Source organism: Streptomyces sp. NPDC050732 (assembly GCF_040654255.1).
GTDB lineage: Bacteria > Actinomycetota > Actinomycetes > Streptomycetales > Streptomycetaceae > Streptomyces.
Map to the genome: position 1 here is coordinate 184,622 of NZ_JBFAHP010000009.1, position 16,040 is coordinate 200,661.

Sequence of the window (16,040 nt, forward strand, 5' to 3'; positions counted from 1 at the left end):
AAGACGCGTCAGGGACGCCTTCCGTTACGTCAAGAAGCGCGCAGGGCTGTCAATGTGAGTTCGCGCAGCCGGCGGCCGGTGGTGCTGATGTCGTACCGGCGCGCGTTTGTGAGAGCGGCCTCGCTCAGGGTCCTGCGTCGGTGGACGTCCCGGCCCAGCTCGTCTAGAGCTACAGCCATCGAGCGCGAGTCGCCAGGGGTGTAGGAAGCACCGCTGCTCCCGAGGATTTCCCTCGCGCTGGGTAGAGCGGAGTAGGCAACCGGCAGTCCGTGGGCCTGAGCCTCGATGAGGACGAGCCCGAAGGCCTCCAGACCTCTGGTTGTGAAGACGAACGCGTCGAAGTTCGGCAGGCGGCGCCATAGTTCGGCGCGGGGCAGGAACGGGGCGAAGCGAACCCGGTCCCGGAGCCCGAGTTCGATAGCCCGCTGGCTCAGGTACTCCCGCAGGGTTCCTTTGCCGATGACGGTCAGGTGGTGGGGTAGATCGGTGTGGGCGAGGGCTTCGATTGCGGTGATCGTGGATTTGTTGTCGTCCAGACGACCGGCGTGCACCAGAGACAACGGGCCGGCTCCCGAGGGCGGTCGATTGCGTACCTGGGCGTCGCTCAAACGGATGCCCCACGGGATGACGGTGAGCCGATCGGTAAACCGGCGTTCGGTGAGCCGGTCGATGCGTTCGGCGAGGGCAGAGGTCGGGACGACGATCGCGGCGCTTGCGGCAGCGACTTCGTACATGCAATCGCGTTCCGATGCGCTGAGCTCGGCCGCCATCACATCGGGGCCGTGGGCGATGGAGATGATCGGGATGCTGCCGGCAGTTCGGGTGAGGGCCAGGCTGAGCGCGAACCCGAGGTACTGGGCGTGGATGGCATGCGGCTGGATCTGCGCGACGAGCGCACCGACCTCCCGCGTCAGCTCGTCAACGTACGGGGCGAAGTCCGGGCCTTGCGGGCGCTTCGTCGTGGAGAGGGTGAGCAGCCGGTCGAACGCGGTCTTCCAAGTCTGGTCGACCGGTGCCCTGCCCAGGAAGGTCGTGTGGGTTTCAGGCATCGCCCTGTAGAGGTCGTTGACGAGGATCATGCTCCCGGTCGAGGGCTCGGAGGTGCGGTTGATGCCGGTCAGGATGTGCAGGAGTTTGGCGGTCATGCGGTAACTCCTTCATCGATCCCGTCGAGGCGGATCGGAGATCAGGCTCCCAGAGCCAGATCGGCTCCTGGGCCGTCGGTGGCGGTCTGCATCTCGCGCTGACGGGGAGGCGCCCACCATGCCGCCAGGTGCGGCATGACGACGGCCGCGATCTCGTCGGCGGGATGCAGATAGCCTCTGCTGTCCTGTTCTGCCGTCCAGACCCTGACTGACGAGCGAGGATAGAGGGGATTTACCCCCACCTCTCCCTTAGGGAGGATTCCGTTGAACGGGGTAGGCATGCCTTCTTTGTTCCAGTAGTCCCGTGCCTCGACAGCCTTGGCCTTCTCGAAGCAGTGGTACAACTGCCGATAGCGGGACATGTACCGGATCTCGCGGAAGACCAACTGGCCCATCAGCCCAGGAGCGGTCTTCTGGATCGTGCTGAGATCAGCGCCCTGGAATCTGAACGCCGCCACATCCTGCGACGGGTGCAGCGCGGTCCGGGCGAACAGGTGGGACAGCCGCCGCCGGACGTACTCGGCGACTCCCGGGCCGAGAGCCGGCTCCAAGCCGTCGACGAGTTGCACGAGCCGGTGGTGGCGAGGATGGAACCGGGCCAGGTCGAACAGCTCGTGCATGCCGTCCACGGCGGTGAAGGCGAGTCTTTTGTAGAGCCAGTTGTTCAGCTCTCCCTCCTGGGCGCAGGCCTTGGTCTCCGGAGTGGCGGAGTGGAGCATCAGGTACTCGGACAGAACCTCGAAGTACAGGTATCCGAGGAACGGCACGGCCGCGGCGGCGTCGGACAACTGGTCGATGAACGCGGGGGCCGGAGTCGCACGGCCGGCAGCGTTGCGCAGGGCAACGTCGAAGAAGGCGGCCGCGCCGTGCAGCCCGGCCAGCACGGTGCGGTCGAGCTGGTTGTGCTCGTCCGGGGTGAGCAGGTGCTGATAGCGCTGGTAGGTGCGCAGGTGGATGGCGCCGAGATGCAGGTAGTCGATGCCCTTGGGCCGGATCGGCGCATCGGGGATGACCTCGACGACCATGGGTGTGGTGGCAGGTTTCGTCCGCAGCAGGTAGGCGCCGAGGTTGTGGGGGCGCAGGCCCTTGCGCTGCGGGGCGAGAGGCGAGCAGTACAGGGCCCCGACCAGGCATCCGGTGGAGACGTGTAGCTCCCGGCTGGTGCGGATGGCGTCGATGTCCCGGGTGATGTGCAGCAGGTACATCGGCTGTCCGCTGGTGAGCGCTTCGGTCATGGCGTTGTGGCGTATCAACCAGCCGTTGGGAGCTGAGCGTTCCAGGTAGTGGCGCCAGTCGCTCTCGCTCTCGGCCAGCGAGGCGGGAAGACGGCGCTGCGCGGGCAGGGTGTAGTCCGTGTGGGCGTGGTCCCATTCGTCGCGCAAGGAAGCTCCCGGGGTGGAGGGGCAGCAGCCGGTCGGGTCGGGTCGCGGGAAGTTAGAGGACCTCGACGTTCGCTCCGGACATGCGGTTGCGGCAGTCGAGCACGTACGGCGCGTTTTCCTGGATCATCGCGAGGTCGAATCGGGTGTGGTCCATGAGGAGCACCACGGCGTCGGAGGCCGCGACCTCCTGCGAGGTCGCGTCCACCCGCCGTACGGTCAGCTCGGCGTCGGCGCCGTCCGGGATGTTGGGGTCGGCGCCGCGGACCTCGGCGCCGAGGCCGAGGAGAAGTTCGGCGACCCGCGCTGAAGGGGAATTGCGCAGGTCGGTGGCGTTGTACTTGTAGGTCAGGCCGAGCAGCAGGATCCGGGCTCCGGCGATGGCCATGCCGCGCCGGTCGAGTGCATCCACGACACGCTGGACGACGTAGTCGGGCATGTGGCGGTTCACGTCGTCGGCGAGCTCTACGAACCGGAAGGCAGTGCCCAGCTCCTGCTCGACCTTCCACGAGAGGAACAGCGGATCGACGGGCAGGCAGTGCCCGCCGACGCCTGGCCCCGGGGTGAACCGTGTGAAGCCGAAGGGTTTGGTTGCGGCCGCGTCGATCGCCTCCCAGAGGTTCACTCCGAGGCGATCGGTCAGCGTCGCCAGCTCGTTGATCATGGAGATGTTGACGAACCGGAAGGTGTTCTCCAGCAGCTTCGCCAGCTCGGCGACCGCGGGCCCGGACACCGGGACCGTGGTCTGGAAGATGCCGTCGTAGAAGCTCTTGATCACATCGAGGGACATGGCGTTGATCCCGGACACCACCTTCGGCGTCCCGTCGAACGACCACCTCTTGTTCCCCGGAGCGATGCGCTCGGGACTGAACCCGGCCAGGAAGTCCTCCCCGGCGCGCAGGCCCGACGTCTTCTCCAGGATCGGCAGCAGCAGTTCCTCGGTGCAGCCGGGGTAGGTCGTGGACTCCAGGATCACGGTCGCGCCGGGGCGCAGGTGTTCGCCCAGGGTCCGGGCGCAGGTCTCGATGTAGGTCAGGTCGGGCACGCCGTCCCGCAGCGGGGTGGGCACGGTGATCACCGCGATGTCGAAACCGGCCAGCGCGGCAGCGGCGGAGGTCGCGAAGTAGGCCCCGGTGTCCTGCACCGCGCGGAGCCGCGCGGAGGTCACGTCTTCGACGTAGGAGTGGCCGGCGGCGAGCTGCTGGACGCGGCGCGGGTCCACGTCATAGCCGACGACACTGTGGCCCACCTCTGCGGCGCGTACGGCCAGTGGAAGCCCTACGTAGCCCTGACCAGCGACAACTATCTCCATGACAACTCCTGCTCGATCGCGGTGCTTGAATGGACCGTCATCCCCGTCTGGCAAGGAGAAGCCGTGCCCCTGGTGTCTGTCGTGATGCCCGTGTACAACTCGGCAACGACGTTGGGCGCAGCCGTCCGGTCGGTGCTCACGCAGACCCACAGCGACCTGGAGCTGCTGATCACCGACGACCAGTCCTGTGATGGCTCCATGGATCTGCTCCGCGAGATCGCCGAGCAGGACGAGCGCGTCCTGCCTCAGTCGGCACCCGAGCGGGGCGGCGCCGGCCGGGCCCGCAATCTCGCGATCGAGCGGGCCCGCGGGGACTACATCGCCTTTCTCGACAGCGACGACATGTGGCTTCCGGAGAAGACTGAGCAGCAGCTCGCCTTCGCCGCTGAAGGCGATGCGCCGCTGACGTTCACCTCGTACTTCAAGATGGACGCCGACTACTCCGGCGAGAGCACCGACTGGGTTCCGAACGGGCGGGTGATCCGGGCGGTCGCGCACGTGGACTACCGCGCGATGCTGCGCCGGGACTACATCGGTGCCTTGACGGCCATGTACGACCGCAAGGTTCTGGGCACGAGGCTGATGCCGGAGATGCGTAAGCGCCAGGACTACGCCCTCTGGCTGTCGATTATGCGGGACGGCGCTGACGCCCGGGGCCTGGCCGAGCCGCTGGCCGTGTACCGGGCCCATCAGGCGGGATCGCTCAGCTCCAACAAGCTGTCGTTGGTCAAGTACAACTGGGAGCTGTACCGCGGCCACGAGCATCTGTCGGTCCCGCGGGCGACGCGCGCGCTGGCCGGCGCTGCGTGGCAGTCGCTGCGCAACTCGCGCATCTAGGCCCCGGGGAGCTGCCCGGCCGGGCCCCGCCCCCTGGCCGTGCCGCGTGCTCGGCGGCTGGCCGTGGGGCGGGACTCGACGGGGCACCGGTGCCGTCGGTCGGCTACACGGCGGCCGGTGCGCGTAGGAATAACTGGAGGAGCAGTCGCCGGTCGGCGACCGGGACGGTCTCCTGACCGCTGTGCAGCGCCTCCCGACCGTGGAGGAAGCGGCGCTGGTCCACGATGAGGTAGTCCCCGGGCTGGAGCATGAAGGAGACCTGCCCCCGGACCAGCTCTTCGGCGAGCTGGCTGGCGGCGTCGGCGTGCGCCTGGCCGAGCTGGGACCTCTGCAGCATCTTGCCGGTGAACCGGACGAAACCCTCCAGGTCCGAGCCGTCCAGGACCGGAAACGGCGAGTACTCCTCGCCCACGCCGAACAGGTCGAAGAACACGCCGTAGTGGTAGGCCGACTCGGCCAGCAGGGCGCGGCACTCCTGCGGCAACCGCGCCGCTGCCGCGTGGGCGTCGGAGAGGATGCTGCGGCCGCCGCCGAGCGGGTCGGGGCGAACGCACAGGAGCGTGGTGTAGTCCGGGGGCCGGGTCGCGTTCACCAGGTCCATGTGGAACGCGTTGTACCCGATGCCGCTGGACTTGCCGGGGTCCTTGTCGACCTTGACCCCGATGTCCTTCCACAGGATCCACCGCGGGAAGGGCGAGAAGGGGACCGCCACTTGGGCCGCGAAGCCCGTCGCCAGCCGCAGGAACCGGCTGTCGTCGGCCCTCAGCGCCTTGGCGAGGTTCCCCAGGCGCAGCACGGCGTATCCGCCGCCCTCTCCGGTCAGCGCGTGGCGCAGCGTCGTGGCTGTCTCCGTGAAGCTCGGGGCGGCCGTCAGCTCGGTCCGGTACCGCTCGATGGTGGACTTCGCCAGGAACGGGCCGTCCAGTTCCCGCATCGGGAGAGGGCAGTCGATCAGAGCGGCTTCGAGTTCACTTGGGATGTCGATGAACACGTGCGGCTTCCTGTCTCTTGAGGGTCTTGGAGATCGGTCCGAGCTCGGCGAGAGGACGGACCGATCGAAGTGCCGGCGTCCTACGGCTTCTGGAGCTCCGTGGTGGCGCGCTTCCCGTGCTCCTCTTCGAGGTCACTGACCGGGCGCCCGAATTCCAGGTACTGAGGTGCGAGCGCGTTCGTCAGCACCGCGAGGGCCGCTGTGACACGCCGCCCGTGGTACGGCTTGCAGTGGCCGACGAGGTCGTCGGGATGGACGAACTTGAAGTCGAGCAGTTCGGGCTGCCGCTCCGGTCTGGCCGTGGGGAGGGTGATCTCGCTGATGGCGTCAGCGGCCAGTACGCCGCCGTCGAAGACGAAGTTGTAGCCCTCGACCGCTCCCTCGGGGTTGGCCGGAATGCGGTCGACGAGCAGGAGGCGCTGCACCTTGATGGTCAGGCTGGTATCCTGGCGGGCTTCGCGACAGGCCGCGGCCGCGGCCCCCTCATCGGGCAGAGCGTCTCCGCCGGGCATGATCCACCCGGGCTTGTAGGAGGGCCGTACGAGCAGGACGTGCCCGGCGTCATTGCGGATGAGGAGCTGGCCGCCGATGCGGCGGTGCCCCGGGGCGGCGTAGTCGGTGTCCTCGTGCACAGGAATCGGTCCCTTCACCAGTCGGTGGTCAAGTGGTCTTATCCGCGGTCTCGGCGGGGGGCCCGTCCGAGGCGGAGGCGGCGTCGCTCTGACTGCCCGCGCAGGCCACAGGAGTGTCCCGGGGCGGCTTGTGCAGGATGAGCTCCCGGATCGCGGGGGAGAGCACTGCAGAAGAAGCATCGGGAAACGCTGGCGCCTTCACCCGCTTACCGATCTGGAGCAGTACGAGCAGCAGTAGAACGACCACCACGTAGCTGTAGAGCCGCGGAAGCGACATGCTGAGGATCCCGGTCAGGTCGAAAGCAACGTGTCCGAAGATCAGCGGGAGCACCCGGCCGTAGAGCAGGAAGAGCTTGATGCGTCCCATGGCGAAGGCGAGCATGCCGATGGCGGGCAGCCCGAAGTAGGCGTGGACGGCGATCTCGACCAGGCCGATGGTGGTGTAGATCTGCCACAGGGGTCGGTTCGAGGCCGTCATCAAAGCGGCGGTGGCGGCCACGATGACCACGTCCTCCAGGGCCGCCGCGAGAATGACGCCGGCGAGGACATCTCCGATGCTGCTGATGCCAAGGGTAGTGAGCTGATCGCCCATGACAGGCAGCGTCTCCGGCCCCAGAAGCCGCAACGGCCACATCAGCAGCGAGGCCGCGAGCGATCCGAGGAAACAGACGCCGAAGGCGCGCTCGGAGAGGTCCCAGGTCAGCGCCCGCCGGCGCCGCGGATCTGTCTCACCCGATGCTCGCTCCAGGACAATGCCGTGCGAGCGGCAGACCTCCAGCGCGAGCCAGGCGAGTGTGATGCCGAGAATGGCCCCGTCGAAGCTGCCGAAGCCGTGCCCCGGAGCGGCGACGTAGAGGTTCGCCGTACCGCACAGCACTGCAACGCCGCGCTGCACCAGGCGCCATCGCCAGGTGACCCGATCCAGCGTGGTGCGGCCTATCACCGTCCAGGCCAGCCAGAAGAAGAGCGCGACAGCCACTGCGCAATTGATCACGTTGAGGTAGTGGACGGTGCGCTGCGGCCAGGTCACGCCGTACAGGTGGCCGAGCTGCACCATCGCGTCGATCGCCGAGGGCAGGGATGCGAGCAGCAGCAGTCCGGCGGCGTGGCGTAGGGCCCGCCGTGCGGCGGAGCCGTGCAGGGTGCCGGGCGCCGTTCGGGGGGTGGGCGGGTGCGTCACGTGCTCACCATCGCGGCGGTCGCGGGCCGGTGCGGGGCGATGATCTGACCGTCCGGCAGCAGTTCGCCGGTGTCCTCGAAGAGCAGAACGCCGTTGCACAACCGGCTCCAGCCTTGCTCCGGGTGACTCGCCTCTATGAGCGCGGCCTCCCGGTCGGGGGAGTCGGCTGTCGGGCACGGCGGCTTGTGCTGGCACATCGTAGTGGCCTATCTGGGCAGTGGGTCGGATGTGGGACGTGCACACGCATCACCACCAGCTGTCTGCCGGGGCGGTTTGCCGGTGGCGAGGGAGGTCGATCGGGGGTGGCCGGCCGCCGCGGGCGGGCGGCCGGGGCATCTCCCGCTGAACATGGGCGGGAGTGCCGCTTCCTCCTCCCGCGGTGGTCTCAGGCCCTTTCCGCACGGGGGCACGGTGGGCACTGAGACCAGAGGAGGAAGCCCAGTCTGGGGGCTACGTCCGCTTGGCAAGGGCCAGGCTGGAGGCCGCTTCTTGGCCGTCGGTGTCGACGCTTCGGGTGGGGAGGCCGTACTGCCGGGCACGGGTGACCAGGTGCGCCCAACTCCTCGCTTCCAGGGCTTCCTCCAGGGCGTTGGCATCGCGGCGCACGTCCACGAGAGGCCTGCCGGTTTCGGCGGCCATCTGAACTCCGTTCAGACTTCGCGCGATCAGCGGGATCAGCTGTTGCTGTTCGGGCGGCAGCTCGATCTCGTGGGGCTCGCGGGCAGGCAGGGCGATGAGCCTGAGCTCGTAGCAGACGTCGACGCTGTGGGCGGCTCCGGCCGTCCCCAGCTTCTGTCGCACCAGTCGCGTGTAGCTCTTGACGGTGCAGGCCCGGATGAGGAGGCGGCTGCCGATCTCGCCCTCGCGCGCCCCTTCTGCAAGCAGTCGCATCACCTCGATTTCACGGGCCGTGAGGGTGGGGGGTGTCCTGGTGATGGTCATGGTCACCTCTCTCGTCGTGGAAGCGGGGTCGGGGCCCGGCATCGGGCCGCTGGCCGGCAGAAAGCGGTCCGATGCCGGGGGTCGCGCCGTTCGACGGGCCGGGCACGTGCTCTCCGGCCAGCCGAGCGGCTGTCTGAGGGCTCGGGCGGTTACAGGTCAGCCAGGTCGACGACGGTGAACGCCCGCAGCGTGCGGACCAGTTGGGCCCCAACGAGCCAGTCCATAGCGGCGGCGCCGTAGGGCACCGGGACGCCGTCGCTCGCCAGGACCTGGATGCTGCGATCGGCGGTATAGCGGTGCGGCGTGCCGATGACGCCATACCGCGGTGCGCTCTGCGCCAGCAGCGCGGCGTACCCGTGCTCGACGAGGTGGGGGCACCTTTTCGCGGCCATGCGTGCGTGCGTGAGGCAGAACGGCGGCTGAGCGGTGCGGACCGCGGTGCTGGGCTCGGGCAGACCCTCTTCGATGCTGCGCAGAAACAGAAATCCGTGGGGCGTACGGGCGGGCTCGCGACAGAACTGGCACAACAGCTTCGACATCGTCTCGCGCAGCCGGACAGGGTTGATCAATCCCCACAGCGGGGCACCAGTCGGCTCCCCGTGCTCGTCGAGGGACTGCGAGAACCGTGCCCACAGGGCACCCTGTGCGTCTCGGTCCCCGGGCCTCTCGTCCGCGTAGCTGATGCGGCTTCCCCCGGCGCTGGTGAGGGAAGCGCGCAAGGCGAGGAAGGACTGGTCCGTCTCGCCCTCGCGAGCCGTGATGTAGGGGATCGCGCCCCGCTGCGCGCTCCCGCCACGGCTTCGCCCAGGCGCGAGGACCAGTGCGGGACTGCCCGTGTTCCGACGGGGAGCAGGATGCCGCAGTTGCTGAGAACCCTTGGGCCCTCGCACAGCGAAGCGCAGCCGCTGCCGTAGTCCCCGGGGACGGTGTGCAGCTTGGTCGACCGCGTCGACGCTGGGAGGCTTGTGCACAGACACGTGGGCTCTTCCTCTCGAAGTGCTCAGATGGGGGGCTGCTGGGGCGAGAACACCGAGCAGGAGGCCGGGGGAACGGTCACTACCTGGCTGCGGCAGGCCGTGTACTGGTCGATGGCGGCTTCGCTGTAGCCGTAAAAGCGCCCCACGGCGGCATCGTCGGCATCAGGCCAGAGCATCGGCGGCCTCTCGCCCCACTCGACGACATATCCCTCCTCCGGGCCCATCGACCACCGCATCCGCAGGTGCGGGTAGCCGGGCCGGCCCTGCAACACGTCTCGGACTGCCAGCGCGAAGCAGGGACAGGGCACGGGGTGATACCCGCCGCGGCGGGTGCCTCCGACTCGGACCGCGAGCAGCGGCATGCGCATCATGCGCACCGCCCAGCTCCCCTCCGGCAGCTCCGGCTCGGCGATCCGCTGCGCGTAATACTCGAAGTCGTACGCCTCCCGCGGAGGCATCAGGACAACGGCCGCAGACGGGTGCTTGCAGGTCGTGGGGTAATGCATCATTCGACGTCCCGGAGGGTCGCGATCTTCTGCTCGTCCAGCAGGTCGTGGACCGTAGAGCCCATGCGCCGGGCCAGTCCAAGGGCCGCCTGGTAGTTCTGGGGCGTCTCCTCCTCGTACAGAGACGCGCTTCGCTCGATGAGGCTCTTCAGCTCGTCGGAGGGCGGGAAGTGCGGGTCAGCTACCGCCGCGATGCCGCTGAGTTGCTTGAGGTGAGCGCGCAAGCGGTCGATGAGCGCGGATAACTCAGGGGCCGGCGGGGGCTCCGGGCTCTCCAGCGCAAGGTCCAGATCAGCGAAGAAGTCCGCTATCGGCAGGGGGTGCCACCCCTGCACCTTCGCCAGGACGTCCGCCAGGGTGTCGGCGTCGAGAGGTGGAGCCCACCGTGCGACAGCTCTTGGGGTGCCCATCACGACTGCCTCGCCGGGATCGCGAGGGTGCACCACGTCGCCATGCCGTCGGGGCTCACGCCCCAGTCGGTCGCGAGGGTGTCGACGATGAACATGCCGCGACCGTTCTCTTCAGTCACGGAGGCGCCGCGTACCTGCGGCGTGTTGATCGAGCCATCAAAGACGACGATTCCGATTGCGTCGGCAGTGATGAGCAGGCGGAAGCCGAGGACGCCGTTCCCGTACAGCAGCCCGTTGGTGAGCAACTCGCTGGCCAAGACCATCATGTCGTCGATGAGCGCTTCCAGGCCGTGGTGCCGCAGCTTGGCCGCGCCGATCCGGCGAAAGCGCCCGACCCACTCCGCGGTGTGTCGCGGTACAGAGCTGCCTGAGGGCCGCGGGCCGACCTCAACCAGGCAATCCAGGTCGTCGAGCACGCTCTCAGGGGCGAACGGGAGGTAGTCGTCGATGCGTTCGTTTGTGGTGGCCGGGTAGGGGGTGACGCTCTGGCTCATCGCTGGCCTCGGCTCGTCCGGGAGTGGGGTGAGGTCTGGTACGTCCTGAACCGAGCTTGCTCAGGCTGGCCGGCCAGGGCGCGGACATGGTGTTGGGAGCACAGTCCCCAGGAGCTGCGAGGAATGGCCCCTCGTGATCAGCTCGCTCAACTACCGTGCTGCATGTGCGATTTACTATGCAAGAGCCATGGCTAGAGCACTGAAATTGGCACATGCCAAAACACAGGCAAGGGCTTGTTCAACAGGGGACAGGGGGTGACAGACTCAGGGACACGGCCCGTAACAACACCAAGCACAGTGCGTGTTGACGACCGACAGGGGGCGTGTTGACGACCGACAGCGCTGGGGAGAGGGTTACAGAGTGGCAGCGAAGCGCGGGGCGACGTTCCGACGCAGGGAACTAGGCAAGGAGCTGCGGAAGCTACGGGAGAAAAAGGGAGACTCAGCGCAGGAAGTGGCTAAGGCCCTCGGCTTCTCCCACACGAAGCTGGCGCGGGTCGAGATCGGAGAGAACGATCTACCGCGCGTGAAAGATCTGGAATCCCTCATCGACTACCTCGAACCCGGTCTTCCACGAGAGGACAGGGAGACACTGCTCCAGCTGCATCGGGAGTCGCTGAGCAATGAGCCGTGGACGCCGTACAAGGCGTATATGCCATCGAAGATGCCGACGTTCCGTGGCTTGGAGATGGACGCCACGGCGATGCGGGCCTGGCAGCCTGCATTCGTGTATGGCCTCTTCCAGACGAAGGAGTACGCGACAGCGCTCTACCAGACCGCCAAGCCGGTAGACGAGACGACGACCGAGTACATCGAGCAGAACGTCAGGCTGAGGCTTGAACGGAAGGAACTGATCACCCGCTCGGAAGACCCACTCGAGCTGCGCGTCATCATGGACGAGACGGCTGTCCGGCGGATGGTCGGGAGTCCCGAAGTGATGCGTGATCAGTACGACGAGATTGTGAAGCTCGGCGAACTGGACAATGTGACCATCCAGATTCTGCCGAACGACGTGGTGACCTACCGCTCGGAAAGCAACTTCACGATCCTCGACTTCTCTGACGCCCTTGACCCTGTCGTGCAGGTCGACATGCCCAACACGATCAGCGTGAGCGACGAGCGGCGCGAGGTCCAGCGCAACATTCGCCGCTTTGACGCCATGCGCGACAGCGCTTTGCCTCCGGCTCGAACGGCCGGTTTCCTGCAACAACTAGCACGAGAGTGGAAGTAGCCATCAATACCAACATCACGGCCCCTGATGTGGCCCCAGAGTCCGCCTGGATCAAGTCCTCATACAGCAACGACACAGGCGGCAACTGCGTTGAGGTCGCGGCACTGACCAGGCAGGTCGGCATCCGCGACTCGAAGAACAAGACCGGCCAAGCACTCGTCGTACCGGCTGCCGCATGGAGCTCGTTCGTCGGGCTCGTGTGCTCCGGCGACGTCGACTTCGGCATCGTCAACAAGTAGCGTCCCCACCGGCTTCGGAAGGGACCAGCAGTCTCTGATGCATGCTTCACACCGCAGGCTAGGAGTCTTGGTGCCCATCTGAGCCATGGACCTGAGCGTCGACCGGTTCGCGTCGAGCTACAGCAACGATCAGGGCGGCCACTGCGTCGAGGCAGGGAGGATGGGCGGCGGAATGGCTGTCCGCGACTCCAAGGCCCCTCACGGTCCTGCCTTCGTGTTCCCTCCAGTCTTCTGGAACCTATTCGTCGACGCGGTGAAGCACGGGCAGCTCAGCGCCTGACCTGCCAGCAATCGCGAGCGGCCCGCATCCCCCCGCCCATAACAGGAGGATGCGGGCCGCTCGCGTATAGCCGTACCCGTTGATCGCCGAAGCGTACCCACTCGACAACCCGTCGCATGGCAGCCCAGAGCCCGAGTGCCTGTGCGAGAACCTCCTACAGCAGTCCGCGCTCGCGGGCGATCCGGCAGGCCGCGGTGATGTGCCAGTGCAGCCACCGGCCAGACGTTCTCAGCCGTGGGCTGACGCCGCCTTCCGTGCAGGTTCTCGAGGCGACACACTGGGCGCCAGAACGGACACCGGGAGGGTGGAGATGAGCGGGCATACCGCGGCACCGTGGGGCGTATCGCGAATGAGGCCGTTCCCCGAGGCGGCGCTGCCGGCCGCCGAGGTGGTTCTGGACCCGGAGTCTCAGACCGGGCTGTGGTTGGGGCCGGACGGGCTGGAGATACCTGTGCTGGACCGGCACAAGCGGTCCGAGACGTCGAAGGAGACGACCACGAAGACCAGCATGGACGGCACTCCTGACCAGGGCTCTGACCAGGACGGGGACACCGATTGATGCCGTCTGCGCCGGTCCTGGTGGTCTCCCGGACGGATGACGCGACGGCCGATGTGGTGATCGAGGAGCTGAACCGGCGGTGGGTCCCGGTCGTGCGGCTCGACCCGGCCGACTTCCCGCAGAATATCGGCGTCGACGCACGCTTGGACGGCTCCGGGCTGTGCGGGCATGTGCGGACGACGACACGAGTTGCGGAGCTGGACCGGGTACGGTCGGTGTACTGGCGCCGGCCCCGACCGTACGCCGCCCCGGCGGGCCTGGAGGAGCAGGACGCTCGCTGGTCCGTCGCAGAGGCCCGCTTCGGTCTGGGCGGCCTACTGGCGTCGCTGCCCGGCGCGCACTACGTGAATCATCCATGGCGGAACCGGGATGCCGAGTACAAACCGGCCCAGCTGGTCGTGGCCGCCCAGTGCGGGTTCGAAGTCCCCCCGACCCTGCTCACCAACGACCCGGCCGCAGCACGCGACTTCGCCCGCGAGCACGGCCCCGTCGTGTACAAGCCGCTGCGTAACACCGACTACCACGATGCCCAGGGGCAGGCGCTGACCGTGTGGGTCGACGAGGTGGACCCGGCAGACCTCACCGCGGGCATCGCCCAGACCATGCACCAGTTCCAGCACCGGGTGCCATCGGTAGCCGATCTGCGCGTGACGGCCGTGGGCAAGAAGGTCTTCACCATGCGGATCGACGGCGCGCCGGGACCGGACTGGCGCCGTCACTACGACGCCCTCACCTACACGCTCATCGACACCCCGCCCGAGCTGGCCAAGGGGGTCCGCGCCTACCTGGACGCCTTCGGGCTGGTCTTCGGCGCGTTCGACTTCGGCCTGGACGCGGCCGACCGCGCATGGTGGTACGAGTGCAATCCGAACGGGCAGTTCGCGTGGTTCCCCGAACCGATCACCAGTCAACTCGTCTGCGCCGTCGCCGACCAGCTTCAGCATGCGGGAGAACACCGTGACCGTTGACACCGCCCCCTTGCGCCGTGCCCTGGCCGCCGAGATCTGCAGCAGCAACCCGACGCTCGCCCCCCAATGGGGCGACGCGGTCGCGGCAGTGCCCCGTGACCTGTTCCTCGATACCGCGCTCTACCGGCCCGCAGGCAGCCGGTGGGAGCCGGTGCGCCGCAGGGAGGTGAGCGAGCAGCAGTGGCTGCGCCTGGTGTACGCCGACCGAACATTGGTGACCCAGGTCGACGGCGTGGACGCGACCGACGCGACGGGCCCCATCTCAGGCACACCCACCTCCTCGGCGACCCTTCCCTCCCTCGTCGTACGCACGCTGCAAGTGGCTGGGTTGCAAGGCGGCGAGAAGGTGTTGGAGGTGGGCACAGGCACCGGCTACTCCACGGCCATCCTGTGCCACCGGCTCGGCGAGAAGCAGGTCGTGAGCATCGAGTACGACACCGCTGTGGCCGCGCGCGCGGCCACGCACCTAAATGAGGCCGGGTACGCGCCCACGCTGGTAGTCGGGGACGGCCTGCAAGGACACCAGGAACAGGCCGACTACGACACGGTCATCGCCACCTGCGCGGTCCGCTTCATCCCCCGGTCCTGGCTGTGGCAACTGGCCGACGGCGGGTCCATCACCACCACCATCAGCGGGTGGATGCTCGCCTCCGGACTCATTCGCCTCACCCTGGACGACACCGGCGCGGCGCACGGCCGCTTCACCGCCGACCCCATCTCCTACATGCTCGCCCGCCCGCACGAGCGCCCACCGCACCCGAGCCTCCTGCGGCACGACGGCAACACCCGCCCCGCACGCGTGGACCCCGCTCTGCTCCAGGAATGGGCTGGTCACTTCGTCGCCCAACTCGCCGCACCCTCCGCCGAGCTGATGACCACGAGCGCCGGCGTGATCCTGCGGGACGTGGCCACCGGATCCCAGGCATGGACCGAACCAGACGGAAACGGCACCACGGTGCACCAGCACGGGCCCCTACGCCTGTGGGACCAAGTAGAAGCGGCGCTGGAAGCCTGGCAGGAGGCCGGGGCACCCGCACTGACGGAGTTCGGCATGACGGTCTCGGACACCGCTTTGGAGCAGACGGTCTGGCTAGGTTCCCCGGACGGCCCCCGATGGCGCCTGCCCGCCTGACGGGGCTCAGCCCCTCGGCAGATGCATGGCTCGCAGCCGGTCGGCGATCTGCACGCCGGGCAGTTCACGACAGCCGAGCGCCAGTGCCGCATCCACACCGACCTCGGTCGCGTGCAGTGGATGGCGGGCAGGCCCGAGCAGGCCACGCGTTCCTTCCTTACCGCGGCCCGCATCTCTCTGGGCGAGGTCCGCGACCGCCCCTCGATCAAGAACACCGTCGCCGAGACCCACTGCAGGCACCCGTGGGTGCCGGGCGTACGAGAACTCGCGGCTGCCGCCGGGATTGCTGCCTGACCCCATCCTTCAGGGGAGGATCTGCATGAGCGTCGTCGACCGCAAATGGATCCCCGCTCTGCAGCGAGACGGGCAGTACACGCGGCTGCTCCAGCTCGTCGAACGCAAGGCGTTGCAGCGGCGGCTCGCGCTGCGCATGCATCAGGTCATCGCCCGGCGCCAAGCTGATGGCGGCGTGCAGTAACTGCGGCGGGCAGGGCACCATCACGGTGAACGGGGGCACGGTCCCGTGCTCAGCCGGATGCCAGGACGGGGTGGCGGACGCGCCCGCCGACCGTGAGGAAGACCAGGGCAACGGCCACCACTGACCGCGCGGCCTAGGTCGCCTTCAGCGCCCGCAGCTGGTCGGCGATCTGGAACGAGTCCAGGCGCAACAACTTGATGTCGTTGATCAAGTCGCGCCAGGACTCAAACGTCGTGTGCACACGAAGACCTGACAGCTTCAGGTACGGCGACGGCCAGGCCGTGGCCGTACCCTTCGTGTGACCGAGAAGGAGTTCGCGGCACTGCGGGGCGGGACGACCGTGTCACG

Annotated in this window: 21 protein-coding genes; 9 read left to right on the forward strand and 12 right to left on the reverse strand. The window is 67.9% G+C overall.

Annotated features, from left to right (window positions below; genetic code table 11):
* Positions 1 to 29: 29 nt before the first annotated feature.
* From AB0H82_RS10925 to AB0H82_RS10935, 3 genes are read right to left on the reverse strand one after another with little or no spacing between them, the layout of a single operon-like run.
* Positions 30 to 1,145 carry a glycosyltransferase family 4 protein gene (locus tag AB0H82_RS10925; RefSeq protein WP_362991068.1) on the reverse strand — a complete coding sequence of 372 codons (1,116 nt, stop codon included), beginning with the start codon at positions 1,143 to 1,145 and terminating at the stop codon, positions 30 to 32.
* Positions 1,146 to 1,186: 41 nt separating this feature from the next.
* Positions 1,187 to 2,527, reverse strand: a complete 1,341-nt coding sequence (locus AB0H82_RS10930) for a hypothetical protein (RefSeq protein WP_362991070.1) — start codon at positions 2,525 to 2,527, stop codon at positions 1,187 to 1,189.
* Positions 2,528 to 2,579: 52 nt separating this feature from the next.
* On the reverse strand, positions 2,580 to 3,836 hold the full coding sequence (locus AB0H82_RS10935; RefSeq protein ID WP_362991072.1) for a nucleotide sugar dehydrogenase: 1,257 nt from the start codon (positions 3,834 to 3,836) through the stop codon (positions 2,580 to 2,582).
* Positions 3,837 to 3,899: 63 nt separating this feature from the next.
* On the opposite strand from AB0H82_RS10935, the gene AB0H82_RS10940 reads away from it, so the two are divergent.
* On the forward strand, positions 3,900 to 4,673 hold the full coding sequence (locus tag AB0H82_RS10940) for a glycosyltransferase family 2 protein (RefSeq protein WP_362991075.1): 774 nt from the start codon (positions 3,900 to 3,902) through the stop codon (positions 4,671 to 4,673).
* Positions 4,674 to 4,776: 103 nt separating this feature from the next.
* Here the strand turns inward: AB0H82_RS10940 and AB0H82_RS10945 are convergent, their stop codons facing one another.
* The 9 genes from AB0H82_RS10945 to AB0H82_RS10985 all read right to left on the reverse strand — a co-directional run bounded on the left by AB0H82_RS10945 (position 4,777) and on the right by AB0H82_RS10985 (position 10,805).
* Positions 4,777 to 5,664 (reverse strand): TauD/TfdA family dioxygenase, encoded by an 888-nt coding sequence (locus AB0H82_RS10945; protein WP_362991077.1) that lies wholly within the window; start codon positions 5,662 to 5,664, stop codon positions 4,777 to 4,779.
* An 80-nt stretch (positions 5,665 to 5,744) separates the two neighbouring features.
* Positions 5,745 to 6,314 (reverse strand): NUDIX domain-containing protein, encoded by a 570-nt coding sequence (locus tag AB0H82_RS10950; protein ID WP_362991079.1) that lies wholly within the window; start codon positions 6,312 to 6,314, stop codon positions 5,745 to 5,747.
* 10 nt (positions 6,315 to 6,324) lie between these two features.
* A complete protein-coding gene (locus tag AB0H82_RS10955) occupies positions 6,325 to 7,476 on the reverse strand; it encodes a hypothetical protein (protein WP_362991081.1) in 1,152 nt (383 codons plus the stop codon).
* Positions 7,473 to 7,673 (reverse strand): DUF5999 family protein, encoded by a 201-nt coding sequence (locus AB0H82_RS10960; RefSeq protein ID WP_362991083.1) that lies wholly within the window; start codon positions 7,671 to 7,673, stop codon positions 7,473 to 7,475. The genes AB0H82_RS10955 and AB0H82_RS10960 overlap by 4 nt, the downstream gene beginning before the upstream one ends.
* Positions 7,674 to 7,926: 253 nt before the next feature.
* Positions 7,927 to 8,418, reverse strand: coding sequence for a LuxR C-terminal-related transcriptional regulator (locus tag AB0H82_RS10965; protein ID WP_362991085.1), 492 nt, complete (start codon positions 8,416 to 8,418; stop codon positions 7,927 to 7,929).
* Positions 8,419 to 8,567: 149 nt separating this feature from the next.
* Positions 8,568 to 9,137: a hypothetical protein gene (locus AB0H82_RS10970; RefSeq protein WP_362991087.1), complete on the reverse strand. Its 570-nt coding sequence runs from the start codon at positions 9,135 to 9,137 to the stop codon at positions 8,568 to 8,570.
* A 281-nt stretch (positions 9,138 to 9,418) separates the two neighbouring features.
* Positions 9,419 to 9,853 (reverse strand): DUF6302 family protein, encoded by a 435-nt coding sequence (locus tag AB0H82_RS10975; RefSeq protein ID WP_362991089.1) that lies wholly within the window; start codon positions 9,851 to 9,853, stop codon positions 9,419 to 9,421.
* 47 nt (positions 9,854 to 9,900) lie between these two features.
* A complete protein-coding gene (locus tag AB0H82_RS10980) occupies positions 9,901 to 10,311 on the reverse strand; it encodes a DUF6415 family natural product biosynthesis protein (RefSeq protein WP_362991160.1) in 411 nt (136 codons plus the stop codon).
* Positions 10,311 to 10,805 carry an ATP-binding protein gene (locus AB0H82_RS10985; protein ID WP_362991091.1) on the reverse strand — a complete coding sequence of 165 codons (495 nt, stop codon included), beginning with the start codon at positions 10,803 to 10,805 and terminating at the stop codon, positions 10,311 to 10,313. The genes AB0H82_RS10980 and AB0H82_RS10985 overlap by 1 nt, the downstream gene beginning before the upstream one ends.
* A 301-nt stretch (positions 10,806 to 11,106) precedes the next feature.
* On the opposite strand from AB0H82_RS10985, the gene AB0H82_RS10990 reads away from it, so the two are divergent.
* The 8 genes from AB0H82_RS10990 to AB0H82_RS11025 all read left to right on the forward strand — a co-directional run bounded on the left by AB0H82_RS10990 (position 11,107) and on the right by AB0H82_RS11025 (position 15,692).
* The gene (locus AB0H82_RS10990) at positions 11,107 to 12,036 is read left to right on the forward strand and encodes a helix-turn-helix transcriptional regulator (protein ID WP_362991092.1); all 930 of its coding nucleotides are present in this window, start codon (positions 11,107 to 11,109) and stop codon (positions 12,034 to 12,036) included.
* Positions 12,037 to 12,065: 29 nt separating this feature from the next.
* The gene (locus AB0H82_RS10995) at positions 12,066 to 12,275 is read left to right on the forward strand and encodes a DUF397 domain-containing protein (protein ID WP_362991094.1); all 210 of its coding nucleotides are present in this window, start codon (positions 12,066 to 12,068) and stop codon (positions 12,273 to 12,275) included.
* Positions 12,276 to 12,360: 85 nt separating this feature from the next.
* On the forward strand, positions 12,361 to 12,555 hold the full coding sequence (locus AB0H82_RS11000) for a DUF397 domain-containing protein (RefSeq protein ID WP_362991096.1): 195 nt from the start codon (positions 12,361 to 12,363) through the stop codon (positions 12,553 to 12,555).
* A gap of 349 nt (positions 12,556 to 12,904) precedes the next feature.
* The gene (locus AB0H82_RS11005; protein ID WP_362991098.1) at positions 12,905 to 13,114 is read left to right on the forward strand and encodes a putative ATP-grasp-modified RiPP; all 210 of its coding nucleotides are present in this window, start codon (positions 12,905 to 12,907) and stop codon (positions 13,112 to 13,114) included.
* A complete protein-coding gene (gene tgmB / locus AB0H82_RS11010) occupies positions 13,114 to 14,082 on the forward strand; it encodes an ATP-grasp ribosomal peptide maturase (RefSeq protein WP_362991100.1) in 969 nt (322 codons plus the stop codon). The genes AB0H82_RS11005 and tgmB overlap by 1 nt, the downstream gene beginning before the upstream one ends.
* A complete protein-coding gene (gene tgmC / locus AB0H82_RS11015; RefSeq protein ID WP_362991102.1) occupies positions 14,072 to 15,214 on the forward strand; it encodes an ATP-grasp peptide maturase system methyltransferase in 1,143 nt (380 codons plus the stop codon). The genes tgmB and tgmC overlap by 11 nt, the downstream gene beginning before the upstream one ends.
* Before the next feature lie 21 nt (positions 15,215 to 15,235).
* Positions 15,236 to 15,508 carry a hypothetical protein gene (locus AB0H82_RS11020; RefSeq protein WP_362991104.1) on the forward strand — a complete coding sequence of 91 codons (273 nt, stop codon included), beginning with the start codon at positions 15,236 to 15,238 and terminating at the stop codon, positions 15,506 to 15,508.
* 25 nt (positions 15,509 to 15,533) lie between these two features.
* Complete coding sequence (locus tag AB0H82_RS11025) at positions 15,534 to 15,692, forward strand: hypothetical protein (protein WP_362991106.1); 159 nt, start codon at positions 15,534 to 15,536, stop codon at positions 15,690 to 15,692.
* Positions 15,693 to 16,040 lie beyond the last annotated feature (348 nt).